27 protein-coding genes are annotated in these 24,817 nt (G+C 69.0%); 8 read left to right on the top strand and 19 right to left on the bottom strand.

Translation table 11 applies throughout. The features are described from left to right. Positions 1–485: 485 nt before the first annotated feature. On the top strand, positions 486–956 hold the full coding sequence (locus ACWGCN_RS15540; protein WP_378655995.1) for a hypothetical protein: 471 nt from the start codon (positions 486–488) through the stop codon (positions 954–956). On the opposite strand, the gene rpe is transcribed toward ACWGCN_RS15540, so the two are convergent. Next, a complete protein-coding gene (gene rpe / locus ACWGCN_RS15535; RefSeq protein WP_378628313.1) occupies positions 957–1,613 on the bottom strand; it encodes a ribulose-phosphate 3-epimerase in 657 nt (218 codons plus the stop codon). A 153-nt stretch (positions 1,614–1,766) separates the two neighbouring features. Between rpe and ACWGCN_RS15530 the strand changes: the two genes are divergently transcribed. Beyond that, positions 1,767–2,135: an anti-sigma factor gene (locus ACWGCN_RS15530; protein ID WP_379318243.1), complete on the top strand. Its 369-nt coding sequence runs from the start codon at positions 1,767–1,769 to the stop codon at positions 2,133–2,135. Next, the gene (locus tag ACWGCN_RS15525; protein WP_378989079.1) at positions 2,135–3,043 is read left to right on the top strand and encodes an RNA polymerase sigma factor SigF; all 909 of its coding nucleotides are present in this window, start codon (positions 2,135–2,137) and stop codon (positions 3,041–3,043) included. Before ACWGCN_RS15530 ends, ACWGCN_RS15525 begins: the two co-directional genes overlap by 1 nt. Before the next feature lie 28 nt (positions 3,044–3,071). Here ACWGCN_RS15525 and ACWGCN_RS15520 read toward each other — a convergent pair whose 3' ends face one another. The 6 genes from ACWGCN_RS15520 to ACWGCN_RS15495 form a co-directional block, all read right to left on the bottom strand. Continuing rightward, positions 3,072–3,416: an MmcQ/YjbR family DNA-binding protein gene (locus ACWGCN_RS15520; protein WP_378989078.1), complete on the bottom strand. Its 345-nt coding sequence runs from the start codon at positions 3,414–3,416 to the stop codon at positions 3,072–3,074. A gap of 92 nt (positions 3,417–3,508) precedes the next feature. Continuing rightward, positions 3,509–4,867: an RsmB/NOP family class I SAM-dependent RNA methyltransferase gene (locus tag ACWGCN_RS15515; protein ID WP_387444445.1), complete on the bottom strand. Its 1,359-nt coding sequence runs from the start codon at positions 4,865–4,867 to the stop codon at positions 3,509–3,511. Between the two features lie 722 nt (positions 4,868–5,589). Then, complete coding sequence (fmt, locus tag ACWGCN_RS15510; RefSeq protein ID WP_378662499.1) at positions 5,590–6,513, bottom strand: methionyl-tRNA formyltransferase; 924 nt, start codon at positions 6,511–6,513, stop codon at positions 5,590–5,592. Continuing rightward, positions 6,513–7,052: a peptide deformylase gene (gene def / locus ACWGCN_RS15505; RefSeq protein WP_378989077.1), complete on the bottom strand. Its 540-nt coding sequence runs from the start codon at positions 7,050–7,052 to the stop codon at positions 6,513–6,515. Before def ends, fmt begins: the two co-directional genes overlap by 1 nt. Before the next feature lie 76 nt (positions 7,053–7,128). Further along, positions 7,129–8,148, bottom strand: a complete 1,020-nt coding sequence (locus ACWGCN_RS15500; RefSeq protein WP_452457847.1) for an esterase/lipase family protein — start codon at positions 8,146–8,148, stop codon at positions 7,129–7,131. A 62-nt stretch (positions 8,149–8,210) separates the two neighbouring features. Continuing rightward, a complete protein-coding gene (locus tag ACWGCN_RS15495; RefSeq protein WP_379316204.1) occupies positions 8,211–8,888 on the bottom strand; it encodes a PadR family transcriptional regulator in 678 nt (225 codons plus the stop codon). An 86-nt stretch (positions 8,889–8,974) separates the two neighbouring features. Between ACWGCN_RS15495 and ACWGCN_RS15490 the strand changes: the two genes are divergently transcribed. After that, positions 8,975–10,549: an HD domain-containing phosphohydrolase gene (locus ACWGCN_RS15490; protein WP_452457846.1), complete on the top strand. Its 1,575-nt coding sequence runs from the start codon at positions 8,975–8,977 to the stop codon at positions 10,547–10,549. A 42-nt stretch (positions 10,550–10,591) separates the two neighbouring features. Further along, positions 10,592–10,984: a nuclear transport factor 2 family protein gene (locus ACWGCN_RS15485; RefSeq protein WP_378989073.1), complete on the top strand. Its 393-nt coding sequence runs from the start codon at positions 10,592–10,594 to the stop codon at positions 10,982–10,984. 54 nt (positions 10,985–11,038) lie between these two features. Here ACWGCN_RS15485 and ACWGCN_RS15480 read toward each other — a convergent pair whose 3' ends face one another. Next, positions 11,039–11,632, bottom strand: a complete 594-nt coding sequence (locus ACWGCN_RS15480) for a TetR/AcrR family transcriptional regulator (RefSeq protein ID WP_378989072.1) — start codon at positions 11,630–11,632, stop codon at positions 11,039–11,041. A gap of 81 nt (positions 11,633–11,713) precedes the next feature. Between ACWGCN_RS15480 and ACWGCN_RS15475 the strand changes: the two genes are divergently transcribed. Then, the gene (locus ACWGCN_RS15475) at positions 11,714–12,559 is read left to right on the top strand and encodes an SDR family oxidoreductase (protein WP_452457845.1); all 846 of its coding nucleotides are present in this window, start codon (positions 11,714–11,716) and stop codon (positions 12,557–12,559) included. Between the two features lie 20 nt (positions 12,560–12,579). On the opposite strand, the gene ACWGCN_RS15470 is transcribed toward ACWGCN_RS15475, so the two are convergent. The 7 genes from ACWGCN_RS15470 to ACWGCN_RS15440 form a co-directional block, all read right to left on the bottom strand. Then, a complete protein-coding gene (locus tag ACWGCN_RS15470; protein ID WP_452449272.1) occupies positions 12,580–14,901 on the bottom strand; it encodes a primosomal protein N' in 2,322 nt (773 codons plus the stop codon). A gap of 14 nt (positions 14,902–14,915) precedes the next feature. Further along, on the bottom strand, positions 14,916–16,127 hold the full coding sequence (gene metK / locus ACWGCN_RS15465; protein ID WP_101467096.1) for a methionine adenosyltransferase: 1,212 nt from the start codon (positions 16,125–16,127) through the stop codon (positions 14,916–14,918). 215 nt (positions 16,128–16,342) lie between these two features. Next, the gene (gene coaBC / locus ACWGCN_RS15460) at positions 16,343–17,560 is read right to left on the bottom strand and encodes a bifunctional phosphopantothenoylcysteine decarboxylase/phosphopantothenate--cysteine ligase CoaBC (RefSeq protein WP_378627030.1); all 1,218 of its coding nucleotides are present in this window, start codon (positions 17,558–17,560) and stop codon (positions 16,343–16,345) included. Positions 17,561–17,588: 28 nt separating this feature from the next. Further along, positions 17,589–17,867 carry a DNA-directed RNA polymerase subunit omega gene (gene rpoZ / locus ACWGCN_RS15455; protein ID WP_056810542.1) on the bottom strand — a complete coding sequence of 93 codons (279 nt, stop codon included), beginning with the start codon at positions 17,865–17,867 and terminating at the stop codon, positions 17,589–17,591. Positions 17,868–17,894: 27 nt separating this feature from the next. Then, a complete protein-coding gene (gene gmk / locus ACWGCN_RS15450; protein ID WP_378989069.1) occupies positions 17,895–18,479 on the bottom strand; it encodes a guanylate kinase in 585 nt (194 codons plus the stop codon). Between the two features lie 6 nt (positions 18,480–18,485). Beyond that, entirely contained in the window at positions 18,486–18,806 is a 321-nt protein-coding gene (gene mihF / locus ACWGCN_RS15445) for an integration host factor, actinobacterial type (RefSeq protein WP_056815410.1), read from the bottom strand. 348 nt (positions 18,807–19,154) lie between these two features. Next, complete coding sequence (locus ACWGCN_RS15440) at positions 19,155–19,745, bottom strand: TetR/AcrR family transcriptional regulator (RefSeq protein WP_452457844.1); 591 nt, start codon at positions 19,743–19,745, stop codon at positions 19,155–19,157. A 30-nt stretch (positions 19,746–19,775) separates the two neighbouring features. On the opposite strand from ACWGCN_RS15440, the gene ACWGCN_RS15435 reads away from it, so the two are divergent. Continuing rightward, a complete protein-coding gene (locus ACWGCN_RS15435; protein ID WP_452457843.1) occupies positions 19,776–20,120 on the top strand; it encodes a DUF6463 family protein in 345 nt (114 codons plus the stop codon). Positions 20,121–20,124: 4 nt separating this feature from the next. On the opposite strand, the gene ACWGCN_RS15430 is transcribed toward ACWGCN_RS15435, so the two are convergent. The 3 genes from ACWGCN_RS15430 to ACWGCN_RS15420 form a co-directional block, all read right to left on the bottom strand. Then, positions 20,125–20,781: a response regulator transcription factor gene (locus ACWGCN_RS15430; protein ID WP_378989066.1), complete on the bottom strand. Its 657-nt coding sequence runs from the start codon at positions 20,779–20,781 to the stop codon at positions 20,125–20,127. Then, positions 20,772–21,896, bottom strand: coding sequence for a sensor histidine kinase (locus ACWGCN_RS15425; protein ID WP_452457842.1), 1,125 nt, complete (start codon positions 21,894–21,896; stop codon positions 20,772–20,774). Before ACWGCN_RS15425 ends, ACWGCN_RS15430 begins: the two co-directional genes overlap by 10 nt. A gap of 106 nt (positions 21,897–22,002) precedes the next feature. Further along, positions 22,003–22,653 (bottom strand): DedA family protein, encoded by a 651-nt coding sequence (locus ACWGCN_RS15420; protein ID WP_452457841.1) that lies wholly within the window; start codon positions 22,651–22,653, stop codon positions 22,003–22,005. A 192-nt stretch (positions 22,654–22,845) separates the two neighbouring features. Here ACWGCN_RS15420 and ACWGCN_RS15415 point away from each other — a divergent pair, with 192 nt between their 5' ends. After that, entirely contained in the window at positions 22,846–23,913 is a 1,068-nt protein-coding gene (locus tag ACWGCN_RS15415) for a serine hydrolase domain-containing protein (RefSeq protein ID WP_378989063.1), read from the top strand. Between the two features lie 82 nt (positions 23,914–23,995). On the opposite strand, the gene pyrF is transcribed toward ACWGCN_RS15415, so the two are convergent. Beyond that, positions 23,996–24,817 carry an orotidine-5'-phosphate decarboxylase gene (gene pyrF / locus ACWGCN_RS15410; RefSeq protein WP_452457840.1) on the bottom strand — a complete coding sequence of 274 codons (822 nt, stop codon included), beginning with the start codon at positions 24,815–24,817 and terminating at the stop codon, positions 23,996–23,998.

Genomic DNA, 24,817 nt, shown 5'->3' with positions numbered 1-24,817 from the left:
CCCGCGAGGCCACCCAGCTCGTCGCACAGCCTAGTAGCGCGGCCCGTGAGCCCGGGTCGGGGGCCGAACCCGACCGCGCGCAGCCCTTGATCACCGAAAGCGATCGATAGCGCATCGTTGGGGTCGCAACCGTGTATCGACATGACGCAACGCCGCCGTTAATCAATACGGCGGTCGGCGTTCAATCCAATTTTCGGCGAACCGATCCCCGGCATTCATCAGGCTGCCTTAGCCTGGTATTACCCGCCACTACGAACTGGAAACACGGTGAGTGTAATGCTTGCGCCCGCCGCACCGCTGACGCAATATTGTTACGTCAACGATTCCTGCTGTTCAGCCAGATGTCGGGCCCTGGAACTGCAGGTTCTCCCGACATCATCGCCCGGAGCACAGCGGCTACCGGGAGTTCGCCCCAGGGATAGTCCACCACTCCAGGAAGACAACACTGTGGGTCACAACAGGTTCGCTATATGTGGGGGTGCCGCGTGAGCACATTGATCGATTCGACGCTGGAAATGCGCTGCGTGCGTTATCGGCGAGAACTGCACCTACCGGCCAAGATCGATTTCGATTCCCGCCGCATTCTGCTCCAGATCGGCGCGCACTACGGCGCGGTCACCATGCCCGGCGATCTGGGCGAGCGCGTCCAGGCCCGACTGCGCGAGGCCGCGATCGCGGGTCCGGTGGTCGATCATCCCCGCGCGCGGCGCTGGACGTTCCTCACCGGCCCCTGCCGCCCGGACTCCGTCACCGCGACGGCGTCGGCCGAACTGTTCCGTCTGTACGCGACCGTCGCCTGCGCGGGCAGCCAGATCGTGCTGCCCTCCCCCGACGACGAGCGCACCGGCTACCGCACCTGGGTGCAGGAACCCGAGTCCGGCGACCAGCGGCCGCCGGTGCAGGCCGTCATCGACGCGGCGCGGGCGCTGGGCACCCGCAAGCTCCGCGCCCTGTAGTTACGGCAGCCAGGCCGAGGTGGCCAGGTTGCGCAGCTTCTGCACGGCAGCGCCCGGGTCGGCCGTGTTGTAGACGGCCGACCCGGCCACGAAGCAATCGATGCCGGCCGCGGCCGCCTGCTCGATGGTGTCGTCGTTGATGCCGCCGTCGATTTCGACGACCAGGTGCAGTTCGCCCGAATCGACCAGATTGCGCACGATCCGCGCCTTCTCCAGCACGCCGGGGATGAACGACTGCCCGCCGAAACCGGGTTCCACGCTCATCACCAGCAGGGTGTCGAATTCGCGCAGGATTTCCAGGTACGGCTCGATCGGGGTGTTCGGCTTCACCGACAGCCCGGCCCGCCCGCCCGCGGCGCGGATATCGCGCGCCACCGCGATCGGATCATCGGTCGCCTCGGCGTGAATGGTCACGTTGTAGGCGCCCGCCTCGGCGTAGCTCGGGGCCCAGCGGCCCGGATCGTCGATCATCAGGTGGCAATCGAACGGGATATCGGTCGCCTTCAGCAGGCTCTGCACGATCGGCAGACCCAGCGTGAGGTTCGGTACGAAGTGCCCGTCCATGACGTCGACGTGAAGCCAATCGCATCCTTCGACCGCGGCGGCCTCGGCGGCCAGATTCGCGAAGTCCGCGGACAGGATTGACGGGGCGATCATCGGCTGGGACGGACGGGAGAACGTCGGAGTGGACACAGCGCGCCAGTGTAGCGACGGCGATGGTGATTGCCCTGCCGGGATATGGGTAGCCTTCTCAGGGTGACCAATTTTTCGGCGGAACATGGGCCTTTCGGCGCCCCGGTGGAGATTCGTGTGGCAGCACAGCTGACGCAGCTGCCAATCGTGCGCGGACTGGCCGAAACACTGGTGCTACTCAGTGATTTCACCCTCGACGAGGTAGCCGACGTGCGCCTGGCCGTGGATGAGGTGTGCTCGACGATCATCGCGATCGCGGGCCCGGATACGCTGCTCACCTGCGAATTCCTCGTCGGTGACTTCGAACTCCAGGTGCGCGTCGACGGTGTCGCTGCGGCGCAGGGCATGCCGGATCAGCGCAGCTTCGGGTGGCATGTGCTGCGCACGCTCTGCGACGAGGTCATCGCCGAACAGCAGGATTTCGACGCAGGCGTGTCCGGGTACCCGACGACGGTCCGATTCCGCAGGGTCCGGGGGAAGGCATAGTGCACGGCGAGGACAACCAGCCCGACCAGCACGATCTCAGCGAACCCGACAAAACCGACTCCCCTGCCGCGGAATCGGAGAACGCCGCGGAACCGGACAAGGAAGCCCTCGAGCAGGACAGTATCGAGGAGGAGACCGAAACTCCGGAACCGGTGTCGGGGTACGACGACGTCAGCGCCCTGTTCGAGCGTCTCGCGGCGACCGAGCCGGGCAGTGTCGCACACGCGGTCGCGCGCGATGCGCTGATCAACCGCTGCATTCCGCTGGCCGATCACATCGCCCGCAAATTCAGCGGGCGCGGCGAGCCGTTCGACGATCTGTCGCAGGTGGCGCGCGTCGGTCTGGTGCACGCGGTGGACCGGTTCGACCTGAGCCGTGGCTCGAACTTCCTGTCCTTCGCGGTGCCGACGATCATGGGCGAGGTCCGGCGATACTTCCGGGACAACACCTGGGCGATGCGAGTCCCGCGGCGCGTCAAGGAAACCCACCTGCGGATCGGCGCGGCCGTGGATCAGCTCTCGCAGCGACTGGGCCGCTCCCCCACCGCCAAGGAGATCGCCGCCGAACTCGATGTCGACCCCGACGAGGTCACCCAGGCCGTCATCGCGGGCAATGCCTATCAGCCGACGTCGATCGACGCGGCCTCGATCGGGCGCGACAGCGACGCGTCGCTGCTCGACACGCTCGGCGAGGAAGAGTCGCAGTTCGACCGGGTCGAGGAGTACATCGCGGTGCGGCCACTGCTGGCGGGCCTGCCCGAACGGGAGCGCCGCATCCTGACCATGCGATTCTTCGAGTCGATGACGCAGACACAGATCGCGTCGCAGCTGGGGATCTCGCAGATGCACGTGTCCCGGATTCTCGCGAAAACCCTGGCGCGCCTGCGCGAATTGTCCGAACGGGACTGACTCGGGGACAGGACAACGGCGTCCTCTCCTATGCACCCTGCCTCGCGCGCCGCAGCTTCGCGGGTGCGCGCAGCCACCAGGCACTGTCGAGTAGCTCGGCGAGCTGCTGTGGGTCGACCACGTCGAGGTCGATGAGGATGTACGGGTACCCGTCATAGTGCGGGGTCGTGTAGAAAGCTGGGTCGCCGGAAGCCAGCAGCGCTTCCTTCTCCGTGGGCTCACAGAGCAGCACGAGGCCGCCTTCGGCCTCATCACGCAGTCGAGCGAAGCTCTTGCCGCCGACATTCAGGCCGGGACTGCGCCACCAGGTGCCTTCCGCCACACCCGGTAGTGCCGTCGCCATCGCGACCACCTGATCCCATGTCATCGCCATACGCCGATTCTCCGCTCGGCGCTCGCTCCTCGCTTGGACGAATGGAACGGCGCCGCCCCCGTGCGGGGGACGGCGCCGTCGTACTGTCGCGGCTACTTCTTGCGCAACGTCGCCAGGAACATGGCGTCGGTGCCGTGGCGATGCGGCCACAGCTGCGCGGAGGGGCCGTCACCGAGATCGGTGACACCGGGCAGGAACTCGCGGCTGTCGAGTTCCTCGGCGCCGCTGCGGCGGACGAAATCGGCGACCACCGATACTGTTTCGGCGAGGTGCGGTGAGCAGGTCGAATACACGACGACACCACCAGGGCGCACCAGATCCCATGCGGCGGTGAGGAGTTCACGCTGCAGGGTCACCAGCTCCGCCACGTCGGCCGGAGTGCGGCGCCAGCGCGCCTCGGGGCGGCGACGCAGGGCGCCCAGGCCCGTGCACGGCGCGTCGACGAGGACGCGGTCGTAGCCGGGGGTCAGGCCACTGTCGCGACCGTCCGCGACATGCACGGTGACGGGCAGATTCCGGGTGGATTTGCGAACCAGTTCGGCACGGTGCTCGGCCGGTTCGACAGCGTCGACGGTGAACAGGTCGATCGCGGCGAGCGCGCCGAGCAAGGCCGCCTTACCGCCGGGACCTGCGCAGAGATCGAGCCAGCGACCCTTGTCGGGGCCCTCCAGCGGCGCACGCGTGAGAGCGAGCGCGACCAGCTGGCTGCCCTCGTCCTGGACGGAGGCGATGCCGTCACGGACCGGTTCCAGCAGACCGGGATCGCCGCCGTCGAGATACACCGCGTACGGGGACCAGCGGCCCTCCTCACCGCCGGTGACCAGCGCCAGCTCTTCCGAGGTGATCTCGCCGGGCCGGGCGACCAGGTGCACGACCGGGCGTTCGTCATCGGCTTTCAGGAGTGCGTCCAGCTCACCCGCCTGCGCGCCGAGCGCGTCGGCGAAGGACTGGGCGATCCATTTCGGATGCGCGTGCTCGAAGGCCAGTTTGCCGACCGGGTCGGCGGGGGCCAGCTCGGCGATCCACTCCTCGGCGGTCTTCTCCCCCGCTCGCCGCAGCACCGCGTTGACGAAACCGGCACGGCCCTGGCCGAATTCGGCACTGGCCAGGTCGACGGAGGTGTCGACGGCGGCGTGCGCGCTGGTACGGGTCCGCAGTAGCTGGTAGACGCCGAGGCGCAGGATGTCGAGGATGGGGCCGTCGATCTCGTCGACCGGGCGGCCCGCGCATGCCGAGATCACCGCGTCGAGCTGCCCCTGCGAACGGCTGGCGCCGTAGGTGAGCTCGGTCGCGAACGCGGCGTCGCGCCCGCTGATCTTGCGCTCGCGCAACAGTTTCGGCAGCGCGAGGTTGGCATAGGCGTCGCGCTCACGCACGGCCCGCAGCACATCGAGGGCGACTTCGCGCGCGGGATCCACGGGCTCGCCGCGGCGCTTGCGCGGACTGGGCACACTGGGATCGGGACGCTCGGGACGACGCTGAGCGGGCGCTTTGCCCGCCGGCGCACCAGCATCCCGGTTGCCCGCACCACGGCCACGCGAGTCTCCTACGCGCGCACCACGATCGGGACGTGAGGCGCCACGGTCGGACCGTCCCGCACCGGAACGTGCCGCGTTGCCACGGTCACCGCGCTGGTCAGCCGAGTCACGGCCCTGAGCCCGGTCGTTCGCGCCGCCGAAGCCAGGGCGGTCGTCGGCACGACGAGGTGCCTCGGAGCGCGGGGCGTCGTCGCGTCGAGCGCCCGCGTCACGTCCTTGCGCCCGGTCACTCGCGCCGCGAGCGAAACCGGGGCGGTCGTCTTCGCGGCGGGGCGCGCCGGAGCGCGGAGCATCGTCGCGTCGATTGCCCGCGTCGCGACCCTGCGCGCCGCGAGCGAAACCAGGGCGGTCGTCTTCGCGGCGGGGCGCGCCGGATCGGGCGCCCCCGGGGCGGTCGTCGCGGCGGGGGCGGTCGGAGCGATCCGTCCAGCGGTCGCCGTCCGCGCGCGGGGTGGTGGTGCCCTTCGCGGCGCGGGCGGCCCAGCCGCCGTCGACGTTCTTGCCGGTGATCTTGCGGTCGTCGCGGGGGCTACCGCCGCGCGGCTCGCCAGACTTTCCGGTGGGTTTGCGATCCTCGCGGGGGCTCACGCCCTTCGCGGCGTCGGCTTCACGGCGACGGCGGCGGTCCGAGGCACTCATCCGATCACCGTGCCGGGCGCGAGGCGGGCGCCGCGCGCCCAGTCCAGGGCGTTCATCATCTTCTTGCCGGGCGGCTGGACCTGACCCAGGCGGACCGCTGTGGTCGATGTTCCGACGAAGACGCCGGATTTGCGCACCTCGATCTCGCGTTCGGGCAAGGTTTCCTCCACCATTTCCACCGGGCCGAGTTTGAGGCGCAGCCCGTTCACCTCGGTCCACGCGCCGGGCGCCGGGGTGACGGCGCGAATGTGGCGGTGGATGGCGAGCGCGGGTTCGTCGAACCCGATCCGCCCGGCTTCCACGGTCACCTTCGGTGCGTAGGTCACGCCGTCATGGGATTGCGGAATCGCTTGCAGCGAACCGTCTTCCACGCCGTCCAGGGTTTTCTCGAGCAGCACGGCACCCGCTTCGGCGAGCCGGGCCAGCAGTTCGCCCGCGGTGTCGGTGAGCCCGATCTTCTCGGTCATCACCCCGTACACCGGGCCCGTATCGAGGCCTGCTTCGATCAGAAACGTCGACGCGCCGGTCATGTCATCACCGGCGTCGATGGCCGCCTGCACGGGAGCCGCCCCGCGCCAGGCGGGCAGCAGCGAGAAGTGCAGGTTGATCCAGCCGTGGGCGGGGATGTCGAGCACCTGCTGGGGCAGCAGCGCACCGTAGGCGACGACCGGGCAGCAGTCCGGTGCGAGCTCGGTGAGCGCGGCGACGAACTCGGGCTCGGACGGCTTGCGTGGCGTGAACACCGGAATGCCGTGTTCGTCGGCGAGCTGCCCGACCGGCGAGCGCAGGAGCTTGCGACCACGGCCCGCGACCGCGTCGGGCCGCGTGACGACCGCGACGACCTCGTGGCCTTCGCTCTCGATCAACCGGCGCAACGACGGCACAGCGGGCTCGGGCGTGCCCGCGAAAACTACGCGCATCAGCGGCCACCGCCGACGCCGCTGGATTCGCGCACGGTGATCCCGCCGCGGAACCAGTCGGATTCGCGGATGGTCCGCATCGCGTCCTTGCGGTCGGCCGGTTCGAGCCGGTTGATGAACAGCACGCCATCGAGGTGGTCGTACTCGTGCTGTACGCAGCGCGCGAGCAGACCGTCGGCTTCGAATTCGACCGGCGCACCGGTGACGTCGACCCCGCTGACCCGCACGCGCGCCGCCCGGCGCACGTCGTACCGCACGCCGGGGATCGACAGGCAGCCCTCGGGACCGACCTGTTCGTCGGCCCCGAGGGCCGACCACTCCGGATTCACCACATGCCCCGCGGCATCGCCGGTGTCGTAGACGAACACCCGCAGCCCGACACCGATCTGCGGCGCGGCCATCCCGACCCCACCGTCGTCGTGCATGGTCTCGGTGAGATCGGCGACCAACGTGGCGAGGTCGGGACCGAACTCGGTGACCGCGTCGGCACGAGAACGCAGGATCGGGTCGCCGAACAGGCGAACGGGCTGAATGGTCACGGCGGCTCCCGGGGAGGACGAATTGCGGTCGTCCCAGTCTAGTGACCCCGCGAGGTACTTCCGTCCAGCCCGGCTGTCAGGAGTTGCCCGCGATGATCACCTCGGGGATGCCGGTGCCGAGCGGGACGGGCGCGCAGACCGGTGCGGGTGCCCGGGCCGGGTCGAGGACGCGCTGGAGCAACTGCTGCACGAAGGGGTCGTAGACCAGGTGGAAGTGCCCGGTCAGGTCGTCGGCGCACAGGTCCTGCAGGACGAGGTTCTCGGCGCCCGCACCGCGCAGCGCGATGTTCGAGAACGGCTGGATCATCTCGTCGACCCGGCTGCCGACGGTGACGTACCGGACACCGGACACGGTGTCGCCGCCCGCGTTGAGCTCCACCATGAGTGGTTCGCCCTGAGCCTGCTGGACCGCAGCGGTCGAGGTGACCTTCGCGAAGATATCCATCATGCCGGGAACGGCCTGCCCCACCGGGACCAGTCCGTACATGACCCCGCCGTAACTGGGTGAGGCCAGGCCGACCCAGGTCCCGACCTTCGGCGCGCCCCCGAGCTTGTTGACATAGAACCGGCTGACGTTCGCCCCCTGCGAGAACCCGACCAGATCGACCTTGGTCGCCTTGGTCGCGACGAGGACATCGTCGACGAACTGGGCGAGCTGGGCGAAACTGATGCGCATGTCCTCGGTGCCGTAGGTGTCGGCGCCCGGCGCTCCGCCGTAGTTCAGCGCGAAGACGCAGTAGCCGGCCGACACCAGCTGCGGCCCGATTCCCGCCCAGTCGGAGTACGCACTCGAGTCGGTGCCGTGTACCAACACGATCGGCCGCGGGTGCTCGGCGGTGGGCGTACACCCGAAGTTGTTGAGCCCCACCGGAACCGAGTTCGGGTTGGCCTTGATGTAATGGGCGGCGTCCAGGTGATCGGACTGCGCCGGACCCGCTTGCATCGGAATGACGGCGGGCCGATAGCCCGCCGGTTCAGCGGCGGCGATCGGTGCGAAGGACACACCGATCACCGCCGTGCAGGCGAGTGCCGTGACCGACACCGCGCCGCGCAATCGTGATGTTCCCCAACCCCACAACGTTCCCAGTTGTTCCATACCCCAAACATTTACTCCATGGGACCGACAACCGCACGCCGGGCAGGGCGGTCACGACGCCCTCACTTCTCGGGGGTTGCATCGCCCTCGGAGGCGACATCATCCTCGGCGAGGATTCGATACAGCGCCCGGCGGGTCTCGGCGAGCACCTCGGCCGCCTTCGCCGCCTGCTGTGCCGTGCCGACCTGGGCCACCTGACCGACCGCGCCCATCACCTGTCCGACCAGTCCGCGCAGGTCCAGCGCCTGGGCGCCGACGTCCTGCTTGACCTCGGCCCACGGGTCGCCGAGATCCTCACGATGGGCCTCGACATAGGCCTTGCCCTCGTCGGTGAGCTGGGCAGTCTTACGACCGGCCACCTTTTCGATGAGCACCAGACCCTCGTCCTCGAGCTGGGCCAATGCCGGGTAGATGGACCCCGGACTGGGGCGCCAGACATCGTCGCTGCGGTCGCGGATCTGCTGGATCAATTCGTAGCCGTGCATCGGGCGCTCGACGAGCAGCAGCAGCACCGCGGCCCGCACGTCACCGCGCCTGCCACGCCCGCCGCGGCCGCGACCGCGACCGAAACCAGGACCGAAGCCCGGTCCGAAACCTGGGCCGAAGCCCGGTCCGAAGTCGGGGCCGTGGCCATGGCGCCCGCCGTGGCGGAACTGCTGGCGGTCGGGACCGAATTCCCGGGGGCCCGGTCCGCGACCGCGCCGGAAGTGTCCGAATTCTCGTTGTTCTTGGTTCTGCATGACAGCCTCCTCAGGCTCTCTCGTTGTTCTTGACACTATCGACGATATATCGGCAATGCATCGAGCGCAAGGAGTAATCTGAATTCGTGACGGCCCCGTCCCGACCCCTTCGGCTCGCCGAACTCGTCGCCTCACTGTCACTGGCCACCGACCTCGGGCTCGGCCAGCCGCAGGAACATGTCCTGCGCCAGACCGTTCTCGCTGTCCGGCTCGCCGAGGCCGCGGGGTTGTCCGAGGCCGATCGCGCCGCGGTGTATTACGTCTCGCTGCTGGCGTGGGTCGGCTGCGTCGCCGACTCCCCCGAGATGGCGCGCTGGTTCGGTGACGACCTGCAGATCCGGGCCGACAGCTACAACATCGACAAAACCGGGTTGCCGATGATGGCCTTCCTGCTCGGGCACCTCGCCGAAGGCGGGTCGTCGCTGCGGCGGATCTCGATGACCGGCCGGTTCCTCGCGGGCGGGGTGCGCGACACGATGGACTCGTTCCTCACCCACTGCCGCACCGCGGCCGATATCGCCGACCGCCTCGGCCTGCCGGCCGCCGTCCGGGCAGCGCTGCCGCAAGCCTTCGAACGCTGGGACGGCCACGGCGTACCCGGCGGATTGCGGGGCGAGGCGATCATTCCGGTGATGCGTGTCGTGCACATCGCCGACGACGCCGAGGTCCATACCCGGGTGGGCGGTGTCGACGCGGCGGTCCGAATGCTGCTGTCGCGCAGTGGCACCGAGTTCGATCCCGAACTGGTGCACCTGTGCGCCCGGGGCGACGGCGCGCTGCTGGACGGACTCGACCGGGTCGACGCCTGGCAGCAGGTGATCGACGGCTGCGCGGCGCTCGACCGGCCGATCGCGGACGACGAACTCACCGACGTCCTCACCGTCTTCGCCGACTACGCCGACGCGAAAGCAACCTGGTTCCTCGGTCATTCGCGGGCCGTGGCCGACTTGGCCGCCGCCGCGGCCCGCGAGTACGGCCTGCCCGCCGACCAGGCGGTGACCGTGCGGCGGGCAGCCCTGGTGTGTCGCCTCGGCACCATCGGTGTCTCGACGGGCATCTGGAACAAACTGGGTCCGCTGACCGCATCCGAACGCGAACGGGTGCGGATGGTTCCGTATCTGACCGAGCGAGTGCTGGCGCGCAGCCCGCACCTGGCCGCGCTCGGCGGACCGGCTTCGATGGTGTACGAACGGCTGGACGGGTCCGGCTATCCGCGCGGGCTCACCGGCTCGATGCTGCCGCCCACCGCGCGAATTCTGGCCGCCGCCCAGATGTTTCGCGCACTCGGCGAGCAGCGACCGCACCGACCCGCCATCGAGCCGGACGAGCGAGCCAGGATCCTGCGCGCCGAGGTGACAGCGGGGCGACTCGACGGCGACGCCGTTGCCGCCGTACTGGCCGCGGCCCAGGGCCGAAGACCACGCAAGCGCGCGCAGATCGCCGGGCTCACCGCCCGCGAGCTCGACGTCCTCGCCCTGCTGGTGCGCGGCCGGTCGACCCGAGAGATCGCCCAGGCCCTCGGCATCAGCCCACGCACGGCGGGCAGCCATGTCGAGCACATCTACACAAAGATCGGTGTCCACAGCCGTGGTTCGGCCGCGGTGTTCGCGATGCGCCACGGCCTACTGCCCGACGAGGATCAATCGGCAAAGATCGGGTGATCACCCGATGTTCGACATCGGCGCAGGTCGCAGACTTTTCCCATGACTACTTCGACCCATACCCCGCAGACGACCTCCTCGGTCGCCGACCTGTTTCTCGCCGCGCTGATCCGGCGCGACTTCGCCGCGATGGCGTCCTACCTCGCTCCCGAGGTCACGCTGCGCGGTCTGATCCCACCCGGCCCGTTCACCGCGGTGGGTCCCGATCCGGCGATCGCGCGCTTTCGCGGCTGGTTCGGCGGTCCCGACGACTTCGCCGTCGTCGACTCCGGCCGCGAACACATCGGCGACAAGCTCGCGATGCACTGGCTGGTCCGCATGCGCCCGGCCAACGGTACGACTCGTGTCGCCGACCAGCGCGTTTTCCTGACCACCACCGATAACGCGATCACCACCATCGACCTGCTGTGCTCGGGTTGGCAGCCCACCGATTGACCTCCGGCCACGGGCAGAGCCGCGCCGACGAACGACCCCGAGCCGGCGCAGGTGCTATCCGGACTCCTGCGCCAGCTCGTCGATCCATCGTTCCAGCCGGGCACCTTCGGTGACCATCAGTTGCGGGTCACGGAAGGTGTTGGTCAGCAACGAGATCCCCTGATACGCGGCCACGAAGGCAACGGCGAGCTCGGCGGCGTCGGCGCGACCGAGGGCGGCGAACTGTTCGCGTGCCCACTCCACGAGCAGCCCGATCACGCGTGCGGGCTGCCCCCCGAAGGCGTCCTCGCGCTTGTCGAGTTCGGCGGCGAGTGAACCGGTCGGACAGCCGAAACGCGCCGCCATCTCACGTTGTTCGACCCAGCTGCGAACCATGGCCTTCAGCTTCTCGGCGGGTCCCGGCAGTTCGGCGAGTTCGGTGACGACGCCGGACAGCACCTGCGCGTGCAACTCGATGACCGCGGCGATGAACTGGTCCTTGGTCTTGAAGTAGTAGTAGACGTTGCCGACCGGCACGTCGGCCTCACGCGCGATATCGGCGATCGTCGTCTTCTCGATGCCCTGCTCGTAGAACACGCGCATCGCCGCTTGCACCAGGCGTTCCCGCTTCCCGATCTTCGGGCTGAGCTGCGCGTCCGATTTAGTCATACAACTAACTATAGACAGAGCGCGGCCGGTGGGATACATTCGTGTCCAGCAAGTCAGTCAGCTAACTAACTAAGGATTCAGATGATCGTCGTCACCGGAGCAACCGGCAATATCGGCAGCACCCTGGTCGGACTACTCGTCGACGCGGGAGCACAGGTCAGGGCGGTATCCCGCGGCACACGCCCCGTCGACCTGCCGACAGGTGTCGAGCACACGGTCGCCGACCTGGGCGATCTCGACAGCCTCTCCCCCGCGCTACAGGGCGCCGACGCGCTGTTCCTGCTGATCACCGGCGAGCAACTGATGACCGGCCCCGAGCCGGCCCTGCTGCTGAAAACCGCCGCGGACGCCGGCATCCGCCGGGTCGTCTTCGTCTCCTCGCAGGGCGCGGTCACCCGCCCACAGTCCGACGGCTACGCACGAACCATCGCGTTCGAACAGGCCCTCGCCGAATCCGGCCTGGAGTGGACGGCCCTGCGCCCCGGCGCGTTCTTCTCCAACACCTTCGCGTGGATCGAACCGGTGCGCACCCAGCGGGTCATCCCCACACCGTTCGGCGATATCGGCCTGCCGGCGGTAGACCCCGCCGACATCGCCGCCGTGGCCGCCGTGGCACTGCGTGAAGACGGCCACCACGGCCGCGCCTACACCCTCACCGGACCCGCCGTGCTCACCCCACGCGACCAAGCCGCGGCGGTGGCCGAAGCGATCGACGCCCCGATCACCTTCCTCGAACTCACCGTGGACGAGGCCAAGCAGAACATGCTGCGCTTCATGCCCGAGCCGGTCGCCGACCACACCCTCACCATCCTCGGCATGCCCACAGCGGAAGAACAGCAGGTCAGCACTGATATCGAGGATGTACTCGGTCGACCGGCCACCACCTACGCGCAGTGGGCGAGGCGCCATCGGGCGATGTACGCCTGACCGGACCGCGGGGACCCTCGTCAGCCGATATCGACCGGGTCGATCTGCACGCGCAAGGGCGCGTCGGAGCGGTGCGAACTGCGGACGGCTTGGGCCGCGGTGAGGGCGCGTGCCAAGGGAGCGCCGTCCGAGCGGGCCACCCGCAGCAGCATCCGTTCGACCTCGGCGGGAGAATCGCCGCCGGAGAACGGTTTACGGGCCGTCGGCGGCAGCGGTACCGGGCCGAGGATCTCGGTACCGTCGGGAAGCGTGGTGGCGTCGAGCAATTCCGCGATCGAGGCGGTGGTGCCGTCGATGGCTGCGAGCCGGACCGCAGGCGGAAAGCCGACCTCCGCGCGAGCCTCCAGTTCGGCGGCGGCATGGTTGACAGGATCCCACCGGACCAGCGCCTGGACGGTGGCGAGGGACGGCTCGGCCATGACGATGACCTGGCCACGGGGGCGGACCAGGGCGGCCGCACCCATCCACCGGCGCAGGGTGTCCTCGCTCGCGCGCAGGTCGGCGCGACCGAGCAGCGCCCAGCCGTCGAGCAACAGCGCGACGCCGTAGCCACCGCGAACGAGGGGTTCCGCACCGACGGTGGCGACGACCACCTGGGCGCCGGGTTCGACCGTGTCGAGCACTTCCCCACCGCCCGAAGCACGAATCGGGACGCCCGAGAACGCACGCCCGAGCTCTTCGGCGGTGCGGGCCGCGCCGATCACCGTGGCCCGCAGCGCTCGCGCACCGCAGGCCTGGCAGCGGAACGCGGCTTCGGTGATGCCGCACCACTTGCACTGCGGACTCGCCGCTTCACCATTGCCCGAATGCGGTAGTGCCAACGGTCCGTTGCAGTGCCGGCAGCGCGCGGGAGTACGGCATTTCGCACAGGCCAGCGATGGAACATAACCTCGCCGCGGCACCTGGACCAGCACCGCCACGTTCTCCTTGATCGCGGAGCGCGCGGCCGCGAACGCGACGCCGGGCATTCGCACCGAGCGGGCCAGCGCGTCGCGCTCCAGGGCGTAGTCACTGTCGCCCGGCGCACTGATCCTGGGCGTCACCTCACGCAGCACCTGACGTTCGGCGAGAAGGTCATGAGCCCAACCGGTTTCGACCACAGCCTGGATCTCCGCGGTCCGCGCGAAACCGGCCGCGACGAACGCGGCCCCCGTCTCGTGCGCCCGGAGCATCGCCACTTCGCGAGCATGCGGATACGGCGAACGGGGTTCGGCGTAGGTGTCGTCACCGTCGTCCCAGAGGGCGATCAGCCCGAGATCGCTCGCGGGCGCGAAAACCGCGGCCCGAGTCCCCACCACGATCCGCGCCTGCCCCCGCAACACCGCCAGCCACCGCCGATACCGCGCCGCGGGGCCCAGCCCCGCCGACAGTCCGACAGCCGAATCACCCACCAGCGCAACACATTCAGCGAGCAATCGATCGAGGTCGCGCTGATCGGGCACCATCAACACCGCACTGCGACCAGCGGCCACCACCGTCGCCGCCAACTCCGCCAGCCGGGCCGCCCAGTCCTCCCCCGGCAACGCCTGCCACGCCGCCCGCACACCCTTACCCTGTGCCAGCGCGCCGACGAACCCCATGCCGTGCGCATACCGGCCCCAGGCCGACGCGTCGACCTCGCTGCGCGCTTCCGCCGCGGCGCTCGACGTCTGCTCGACCTGGACCTTCGCTGCCTTGTCGCCCGCAGCCCCGCCGAATTCCGCGACCGAATCGCCGCCGCCGCCCGAACCCGCCGCCGCCGAGCCGCCCGAACCGGTGGAGCCATCCACACCGGTGGCACTGTCCGCGTCAGTCGAGCGCGAAAGATGCTCACCATCAACAGCTTCCGGTGCCGAGCCGGCCACGGCGCCCGCGCCTTGCTCATCGGCGAGGGCCGGGTCTTCCGGCGACGACGTCGGATCGTCGGCGATATCGACAACTCCAGCCGCCGAACGCGTCGACTTCTTCACGGCATCGGACTTCTTCGCCCCGCCGGTTTCGGTACGGGCGTGGCGCGGAGGGATGGCAAGACGCAGGACATCAGCGCGAGTTCCCGCGTAGCGGGCGGCGACGGCGGTGGCCAGGCGCAGAATCTCCGGGGTGAGGACGCGTTCGGCGGAGACCACTCGTTCGAGCGGCATCATCTTGCCGTTGTGATCGCTGCGCGGGAGACGTTCGAGCAGATATCCGTCGACGAGGCGGCCTGCGAAACGCACGCGCACGCGCACGCCGGGCTGCGCGATCTCGTCCAATTCAGCAGGGACGAGGTAGTCGAAGTCGCGGTCGAGGTGGGCAGGCGAAAGCAGCGGGAGCACCCTCGCGATGGGGTGTCCCGCTGCTGTCGATGTTTCGCCCGCTGACACGCGGTCCGTGGGTATTACAGGCCGACGGCCGCGCGCAGCTTGTCGGCGCGGTCCGTGTGCTCCCAGGGCAGGTCGACATCGGTGCGGCCGAAGTGCCCGTAGGCGGCGGTCGGCGCGTAGATCGGGCGCAGCAGGTCGAGATCGCGGATGATCGCGCCCGGACGCAGGTCGAAGACCTCGGAGATGGCGGTGGAGATGCGGGTCGGGTCGACCTTCTCGGTGCCGAAGGTCTCGACGAACAGACCGACCGGGGCCGACTTGCCGATCGCGTACGCGACCTGCACCTCGACACGGTCCGCCAGACCGGCGGCCACGACGTTCTTGGCGACCCAGCGCATGGCGTAGGCGGCCGAGCGGTCGACCTTCGACGGATCCTTGCCGGAGAACGCGCCGCCACCGTGGCGGGCCATGCCGCCGTAGGTGTCGACGATGATCTTGCGGCCGGTCAGGCCCGCGTCACCCATCGGGCCGCCGAGGACGAACTTGCCGGTGGGGTTCACCAGCAGGCGGATGTCGGAGGTGTCGAGGCTGGGCAGGTTCAGGTCGCCGATGACGGCGTCGACGACCTTCTCGCGGATATCGGGTGCCAGGAGGTTGTCCAGGTCGATATCGGCGGCGTGCTGGGTGGAGATGACCACCGTGTCGAGGCGAACCGGGCGGTCGCCGTCGTATTCGATGGTGACCTGGGTCTTGCCGTCGGGGCGCAGGTAGGGCAGCACGCCCGACTTGCGGACCTCGGTGAGCTTGCGCGAGAGCCGGTGCGCGAGCGCGATCGGCAGCGGCATCAGCTCGGGCGTGTCGGTCGTTGCGTAGCCGAACATCAGGCCCTGGTCGCCGGCGCCCTGGCGCTCGATCGCGTCGTCGGAACCGCCGACGCGCGCCTCGTGCGAGGTGTCGACACCCTGGGCGATATCGGGCGACTGGGCACCGATCGCGATGTTGACTCCGCAGGAGTTGCCGTCGAATCCCTTTGCGGAGGAGTCGTATCCGATCTCGAGGACCTTCTCGCGCACGATCCGCGGAATGTCTGCGTAAGCGGAGGTGGTGACCTCGCCCGCGACATGGACCTGCCCGGTGGTGACCATGGTTTCCACCGCGACCCGGCTGCTCGGGTCCTCCGCGAGCAAGGCGTCGAGGATGGAATCGCTGATCGCGTCACAGATCTTGTCCGGATGCCCCTCGGTCACGGACTCACTGGTGAAAAGCCGACTGCCTGTCGTACGCACAGTTATTCCCTCTCCCTCAACGGGTTACTCGTTCGGCTTGTGACGGTAACTTCTCGGTGTTACCGCGCAACCCTTCTCATCAAGACTATTCCAAACCACCGACATGGTGGCGAGTAAGTACCAAGCCACGCCGCGAACACCCGCACGGGCGGTAGACTGCACGACCCGCGTTGCCGCGCAACCGTTTTCGCGCGAAATCGACGCGAACTCCCCGGTCAGCGCAGCAGCGGAACCAGCGCGTCGAGCACCCGGCTGGCCAGCAGCGCCTTCGAACCGTGATCGAGAGCAGCCTCGGTGCCGTCGGCACCGAGCAACCAGCCGTCGTTGGTGTCGACCTCGAACGCCTTGCCCTCGCCGACCGCGTTGACCACGAGCAGATCGCAGCCCTTGCGGGCCAGTTTCGCGCGGGCATGGGTGAGCACGTCACCGTTGTCGTCACCGGTCTCGGCGGCGAAGCCCACGATCGCGGTACCGGCGAGCCGTCCCTCGGTGCGGGCGTCGACCAAGCCGGCGAGGATGTCCTCGTTCTTGGTCAGCGGGATCACATCGGGTTCGTCGGCACCCTTCTTGATCTTCGCCGCGGCCACGTGGGTCGGACGGAAATCGGCGACCGCGGCCGCCATGATCACCGCGTCGGCGCCGAGCGCGTGCTTGTCGACCGCGGTCTTGAGCTGGTCGGCGGTGGTGATGTGGACGAGTTCGACCGCGGCGGGCGGTGCCAGCTCGATCGTGTTGCCCGCGATCAGCGTCACCTGGGCACCACGCTGAGCGGCGACCCGGGCCAGGGCGTAGCCCTGCTTGCCGGAGCTGCGGTTGCCGAGGAAGCGCACCGGGTCGAGGGGTTCCCTCGTGCCACCGGCGGTGATCACCACGCGGCGACCGGTCAGGTCGCGCGGCAGCGCGTCGGCACGTTCGAGCAGCAGCGAGGCCAGACCGAAGATCTCCTCCGGCTCGGGCAGCCGCCCCGGACCCGTATCGGTGCCGGTGAGCCGGCCCGACGCGGGTTCCATCACGTTGGCGCCGTGCGCTCGCAGCGTCGCGACATTGGCCACCGTCGCCGGATGCTCCCACATCTCGGTGTGCATCGCGGGCGCGAACAGCACCGGACATCGAGCCGTCAGCAAGGTGGCGGTGAGCAGATCGTCGGCGCGCCCCTGCGCGGCGCGCGCCATCAGATCCGCGGTGGCGGGGGCGATGACGACGAGATCGGCCTCCTGGCCGATCCGGACATGCGGCACCTCGGGCACGTCGGCGAACACCGTGGTGTGCACCGGCTGACCGGACAGCGCCTCGAAGGTCGCCTTACCGATGAACTGGAGAGCCGACTCGGTGGGAATCACCCGCACCTGGTGTCCGGTCTCGGTGAAACGGCGAACGAGGGCACACGCCTTGTAGGCGGCGATGCCCCCGCCGACCCCGACGACGATCCGCATGGTCTTTACGCCTCCGGACTAGAGATTGTCACTCGCCCTCGGTGTGTTCGAGCAGGTCGGAGTGGATTTCGCGCATGGCGACCGACAGCGGCTTCTCCTGCAGACCCGGCTCGACGAGCGGGCCGACGTACTCGAGGATGCCGTCACCGAGCTGGTTGTAGTAATCGTTGATCTGACGGGCGCGCTTGGCCGCGTAGATCACCAGGGCGTACTTGGAGGACGTGCGCTCGAGCAGCTCGTCGATCGGGGGGTTGGTGAGGCCGATCGGAGTGTCGTACGCGGGTACTGCGGTGATGTCCGTGCTCACTAGGGGTGACTCCTGCGGGTTAGTGGGTCAAGAACTCGAATTTGTGCTAACGAACAACGATACCAACTGCTCACACGCGGTCGTTACCTCGCTGTTCACGATGACCGTGTCGAACTCGTCACAGGCCGCCAATTCGACCCGAGCCGTCGCGAGCCTGCGCTCGATCACCTCGGGCGTCTCGGTGCCGCGCGAACGCAACCGCGAGACCAGTTCTTCCCAGCTGGGCGGCGCGAGAAACACCAGCAGTGCTTCCGGCATCGCCTGCCGGACCGACCGTGCACCGGCCAGGTCGACTTCGATCAGTACTGAAAGTCCGCTCGCCAGCGCTTCGCGCACCGGGGCGGCGGGGGTGCCCGATCGCTGCAGCCCCCCATGGATGTCTGCCCATTCGAGCAGTTCGTCCGCCGCGATCATGGCGTCGAACTCGACTCGGGAAACGAAGCGGTAATCGAGACCGTCGACCTCGCCGGGACGGGGGTCCCTGGTGGTGGCCGACACACTGAAAACCAGTTCGGGCAGGCGTTCCCGCACGCACCGAACGACCGTGGACTTACCCACGGCCGAGGGGCCGACCAGTACTACCAGCCGGCCCTTCCGCGTGTTTTTGTCCACCAGACTTTAGGCGTCGAAGTCGAAGCGGGTGAGCAGCGCTGCGCGCTGCCGGGCACCGAGACCACGGAGACGACGCGTAGGCGCGATCTCCAGCTCGGTCATGATCTCCGCCGCCTTGACCTTGCCCACCTTCGGCAGAGCCTCGAGCAGCGCAGAAACCTTCATCTTGCCGAGAATCTCATCGGACTCGGCATCGGTGAGGACCTGCTTCAGGTTCGTTCCACCGCGCTTCAGGCGCTCCTTGAGCTCTGCCCGAGCGCGGCGAGCGGCAGCCGCCTTCTCCAGAGCAGCGGCGCGCTGCTCATCAGTCAGCTGGGGAAGGGCCACGGGTTCCTCCGTCTCATCGTTCATTGCCAGATCTACCGCCGGTTACCCGGACGGTCTGTGCGACCGTACCCACGGTGCGCGCCGATTGCGAACCCGACCCCCAGGTCAGGGCAGGATTACGCATGCCGTATGGCGCGCGCGGACCCGATGCGGTGACGGCTGATTCCCACGTCTCGATCGTACAGTCGAATCGCTGAAATGCATCCTCACCTGCGGTTATACCGATATGGGCGATGATAGCCACCGGGTAGCGTGAGTGCCGGGTGCCGCCCTGGCAAACCCGGTGGCGCGCGACCAGCGGGTTTCCTGAAAAAGCCCGCGTGTCGCCCGATTTCGCACAGCGTGTCGTCACGATCGGGTCCGAAACTGGTCGAGAACCGCACCCGATGCGGTCGCTACGACGTCGTCGATCCAGTCCGGAATCGGGGCGGCACGGGCGATGTAATCACGGACCAGACCGTACGGAATCGCCTTCACCGCGGCGTCCGCGATGGCCAGCGAGCGGTCGTCGGCGACCCCGAATTCGGTCACCACGGCAGTCAGCAGCGCGGCGTTCATCTCGTCGTTGACACCGGCGATCGCGGCCCGCAGATCCTCGGCGCCGACCTCGAGCAGTTCGTCGCGATGAAACATCTTCATCGCCCGCGCCTCGGTCGGGTGCGCGCGACAATAGCGCGGCAGAAACGTGGCCGCGGCCAGCAGCGGCGCGGGGCCGGTCAGTGCCGTGATGAAGCCCTCGTGGAATCGGCGGATCGACCGCAGCCACAGGCGGGCGAGCAGTTCGTCACGTGAGGCGAAACGCACATAGATCGACCCGGCGTGCACGCCGGCGGCCCTGGTGATCGCCGTGACGGTGGGCCGGGTGATGGCGGGGTCGGCGAGCAGGTCGCGCGCCGCGTCGAGCACCTGCTCATCGGTGAAAAGGCGGGGTCTTGCCACCGGATCAGCCTAGTGGCACAGTTTATGAATATGGATTCAAGAACAAGATTTCCCCTCGCCGGAGCCCTCCTGACATTCATCGGCACGGTGCACACCGCGCTCGGCGTCGCGGTGTTCGCCGCCGGCGATCAGGACGTCGAGCTCACCTTCTGGTTCACCGAGTTCGGCGTGGTCAGCATCGGTTTCGGCCTCGCGATGATCGCGCTGGAGCGCGCGCTGGGGTACGTGCCCGGCACGGTGCTGCTCGTGCTCGGCGTCGCGACGGTGTTCGGTCTCGCGTTCATGCCGCTGTCGGGGTTCATCACGGTGCTGCTGCCGCTCGGTGCCGGCGTCTTCGGCTGGTGGCGGGCCAGGAACGCGCGGGCCACGGCCTGAGCGGTCAGCCCTGCGCCGCACCCGCCCGCAGGTGTTGCAGGATGGCGAGTACCCGCCGGTTGTGCGCCTCACCGACCGGCAGATCCAGCTTGGTGAAGATCGCGTTGATGTGTTTCTCGACGGCGCTGCGGGTGACGTAGAGCTGTCCGCAGATCGCCGCGTTGCTCAGACCCTGCGCCATGAGTTCGAGCACTTCGCGTTCGCGCTCGGTGAGCCGGTGCAGTGGCGAGTCGGCACGATTGTGCAGCAGGAGCTGACGCACCACCTCCGGGTCGAAGGCTGTGCCGCCCGCACCCACCCGCTCGACGGCGTCGAGGAACGAGCCGATCGCGGCGACCCGGTCCTTGAGCAGGTAGCCGATGCCGCCGGTGCCGGTGAGGAACTCCGCCGCGTGCCTGCGCTCGACATACTGCGACAGCACCAGGACGGCGACGCCCGGCTGGTCGCGACGGATTTCCAGGGCCGCTCTGATCCCCTCGTCGACGTGGTCGGGCGGCATCCGCACGTCGGCGATGACCAGATCGGGCGGGCGCACTCGCACGGCGGCGAGCAGTTCGGTCCCGGTGCCGACGGAGTCCACGATCTCGTGTCCCTCCGCGGTGAGCAGCTGGGCCAGGCTCTCGCGCAGCAGCGCGGAGTCCTCGGCCAGGGTTATCCGCACGGAACCTCCACGGTGATGATCGTCGGGCCGCCGGGCGGGCTGGCCACCGTCATGGTGCCGTCCAGCGCGGTGACGCGGGTGGCGATGCCGGTCAGGCCGTGTCCGGTGGGGTCGGCGCCGCCCTGTCCGTCGTCGTGTACCCGCAGGCGCACGATCGATCCCACCCGCTGTACGCCGACCTCGACGGCCGTGGCGCCGGAATGCTTGATGGCGTTGGTGATCGCCTCACTGGCGGTGAAGTAGCAGGCCGACTCGACCGGGCGGGGTGCGCGTTCGTCGAGGTCGACGGTCAGGCGAGTCGGAATCGGGGTGCGGTCGGCGAGGGCTTCGAGGGCGGCGCGCAGGCCGTCGCGGGCGAGCATGGCCGGGTAGATCCGCCAGGAGACCTCGCGCAGTTCGTCGAGGATGTGCCCGGTTTCGGCGATCGCACGCCGGCGCAGGTCGGCGCGCCCGTCCTCGTCGGCCGCCCGGTCCATCCGGCCGAGCAGGATCGACAACGCGACCACCCGCTGCTGCACACCGTCGTGCAGATCGCGCTCGATCCGGCGCCGTTCGTCGTCGATCACTTCGACCATCTCGGCGCGGGTGGTGGTGAGCTGGGCGACCCGCTGGGTCAGTTCGTGCTGTCCCGGGCGCGTGCTCCGGCGCAGGCACCAGGCCTCGGCGCGCACCACCCCGAGCAGACCCTGGACGGCGAGGAAGCAGAGCACCGCGCCGGGAAGAACCAGCACGGTGACCGTCGCCCAGGTGACCTGTCCCGGTTCGGTCGCGTCGATGATCAGTACCGCGGCGCCGGTGGCAGCGCCGTAGACCACGGCCACCGAGACCACGACGCCCAGCACCGACAGCGCCAGCACCAGCGCGCCGAGCACCCCGACGAGCGCGCGGACCGCCAGATACCCCGCCGCCCGCCGCCCGCTCGGAACACCACTCGACCGCACGTCGAGCAACCGGGTGAGGCGCCGCTGCTCGACCTGAGCGATCCGATCGGTGAGGCCCGGCGAGATCGGCGCGGCAAGCACCCCGAGCAGATCGAGAGGCACGGTGAGCACGCCGAGCAGATATCCCGCGACCGCGGCGGCGACGCGTGCGGATCGCGCCGCAGAGGTGCTCATCGGCCAATTCTCGCGTGCCGCGCCCACTCCGGCCATCCGGGCCCCGCCCCCGTCGATGTCCGACCGGCAACCACTCCGGACGCGCGGTCAGCCCACGCCGTGACGCTCATCGGCCGGTGCTCGGCTGTACCTGCCGCTGCCGCACGCGCCGGACGACGAAGACGGCCGCGGCCACGAGCACGGCGGCGATCACGGCCTTCTGCACGATGCCGGCGTAGGTCTCGACGACGTGCCAGTTCTCGCCGAGGAAGTAGCCCGCGAACACGAAGACCGCGTTCCACAGCAGGCTGCCCGCCGTGGTCAGCAGCGTGAAGCGACCGAGCGGCATGCGTTCGACACCGGCGGGTATCGAGATCAGGCTGCGGAAGATCGGGATCATCCGGCCGAAGAAGACCGCCTTGTCGCCGTGTCGGGCGAACCAGTCCTCGGTGCGGTCCAGGTCGGACAGGCGGACCAGGGGTAGCCGGTCGACGATGCGGCGCAGGCGGTCGCGGCCGAGGGCGGCGCCGAGGCCGTAGAGGGCGAGCGCGCCGACGACCGAGCCGAGGGTGGTCCACAGCAAGACCTCAGCGATGCTGAACCGGCCGCGACTGGCGGTGAAGCCGGCCAGCGGCAGGATCACCTCGCTGGGCAGCGGGGGGAAGAGGTTCTCGAGTGCGATCGCGAGGCCGGCGCCGAAGCCGCCGAGCTGTTCCATCAGTTGGACGGCCCAGCCCGCGATGCCGGTCAGTTCGGTCGAATTCCCTGTCGTATCCATGTTTTCGACGCTAGGGAGCCCCGGCGCGGTGATCAGTAGCGTCAACCACCCGGTCGACGCGGTACGACCGCAGTCGCAGGGTGAGGATTTCCGCACCCGTCGTCGCGAGGCCTGCACCATCGATACGGTCCGAGTAGCCACTTAGCGTCGAAAGCTATGCGACAGAAACTCTTTCGGGCCACAGTGGTCGTTGTGGGCACCGTTGTGACGGCCACGTTGGTGGCCGCTCTCGTCCTCGTGACGGCACGGTGGCGGGTCGTCGGGGATATGGTCGAGGCCACGGCGCGCTGGAACGACACCGACGTGGTGGTGCGAGTTTCCGACGGCGAGCGGCAGCGCGAATGGCACCACGAGGGCAGCGCCGCCGGGCAGACGAGTACGCCGGGACCGCACAGCAGGTTCCGGATCGGCAGCATCACCAAGACCTTCGTCGCCACCGTGGTGCTGCAACTGGTCGACGAGGGCAGAGTCGAGCTCGACGGCCCGATCGCCGGGCAGCTGCCGGAGCCGATTCCGGGCGGTGACCGGATCACGGTGCGGCAGTTGATGAATCACACCAGCGGGCTCTACGACTACATGAAGGAATCGGGCCTGTCGACGAACCGGTGGCGCGGTGACGACCGCTTCCGCGCGCACGCGCCGCGCGATCTGCTCGCCACCGCGATGCGCCACGACCCGTATTTCGCACCGGGCGCCCGCTTCCGGTACTCGAACACCAACTACATCGCGCTCGGCCTGCTGATCGAGCACGTGACCGGGCACCGCTACGGCGACGAGATCCGCGACCGTGTGCTCACGCCGCTGCGGTTGACCGCCACCACCGTGCCCGGCGACGACCCGCGCGTCCCCTCGCCCGCCCTCACCGCGCACCGCGACATCGACGGTGTCGGGCGCGTGGATGTGACCGAGATGAACCCCTCGCTGGACTGGGCCGCGGGTGAAATGATCTCCACCACAGCCGATCTCGACGCGTTCTTCGCCGCACTGCTCGGTGGGCGCCTGCTGAGCCCCGCGTCGTGGGACCGGATGCGGGAGACGGTCCCGATGGGCATGGGTTTCCACTACGGCCTCGGCCTGCAGCGTTTCGAGCCTCCGTGTGGCGCCGACCTGTGGGGACACGGCGGTGAACTGCTCGGCTACGTCTCGTACGCGTTCCGCTCGACCGGCGGCCGATCGCTGACGATGGTTCTCGGCTCGGCGGCGTCGTCGGACGCGCTGTCGCTGTTCACCACGGTCACCGCCACCTACTGCCTCGCCTGACGGAGTTCTCCCCTGGGCAGTGGGGCGCGACAACGACGAGGCCGGGGCAGCGTGTCGCTACCCCGGCCCGCCATGGCGTGCATCAGCGCTGCAGGAAGGCGAACTCCTCTTGCAGCTGTGCCGTCTTGTCGCACAGCGCCGTCACCGACGGGCCCGCGTTGAGCACCTCGCGCGACACCGCGGGGACGGCGGCGGCGAAGTTCGCCTCGGTGACCAGGGCACGGATGGAGTCCGCTCCCCCGCCCTGCGCGCCGACACCGGGCATCAGGATCGGGCCGTTGAGATCCGACAGGTCGGGCGCCTCGGTGAGCGTCGCACCCACGACCACGCCGACGGAGCCGAAACCGGACCCGGCATTGCGAGCCGCGGCCTCGTCGACCATCGTCTGCGCGATGGTGCGCCCGTCCGCGGCGGTGATCCGCTGCAGTTGCGCCCCTTCGGGATTCGAGGTCGCCGAGAGCACGAAGACCCCACGGTGATTGTCCTTCGCCAGGCTCAGCGCCGGGTCGAGGGAGCCGAACCCGAGATAGGGCGAGACCGTCACGGCGTCCGAACCCAGCGGGCCGTCGCCGAGCCAGGCATGGGCGTAGGCGTCCATGGTGGAGCCGATGTCGCCGCGCTTGGCATCGGCCAGCACCAAGGTGCCCGAGGCGCGCAGCACCGAGATGGTGCGCTCGAGCACCGCGATGCCGCCGGAACCGTAGGTTTCGAAGAACGCGACCTGTGGCTTCACCAGGGCAACGCGCCCGTCGAAGGCCTCGACGCAGATCTCGGCGAACGCCTCGAGCCCGTCGACGTCTTCGGTGAGCCCCCACGCCCGCAGCAGCGCGGGGTGGGGGTCGATGCCGACGCACACGGGTCCGAACTGCCGCATGGCGTGCTGCAACCGGTGACCGAAGCTCAT

It is taken from the genome of Nocardia sp. NPDC055050, assembly GCF_053608345.1.
Note: the sequence above shows the minus strand (reverse complement) of the source record. Positions and strands in the feature narration are given on the sequence as shown.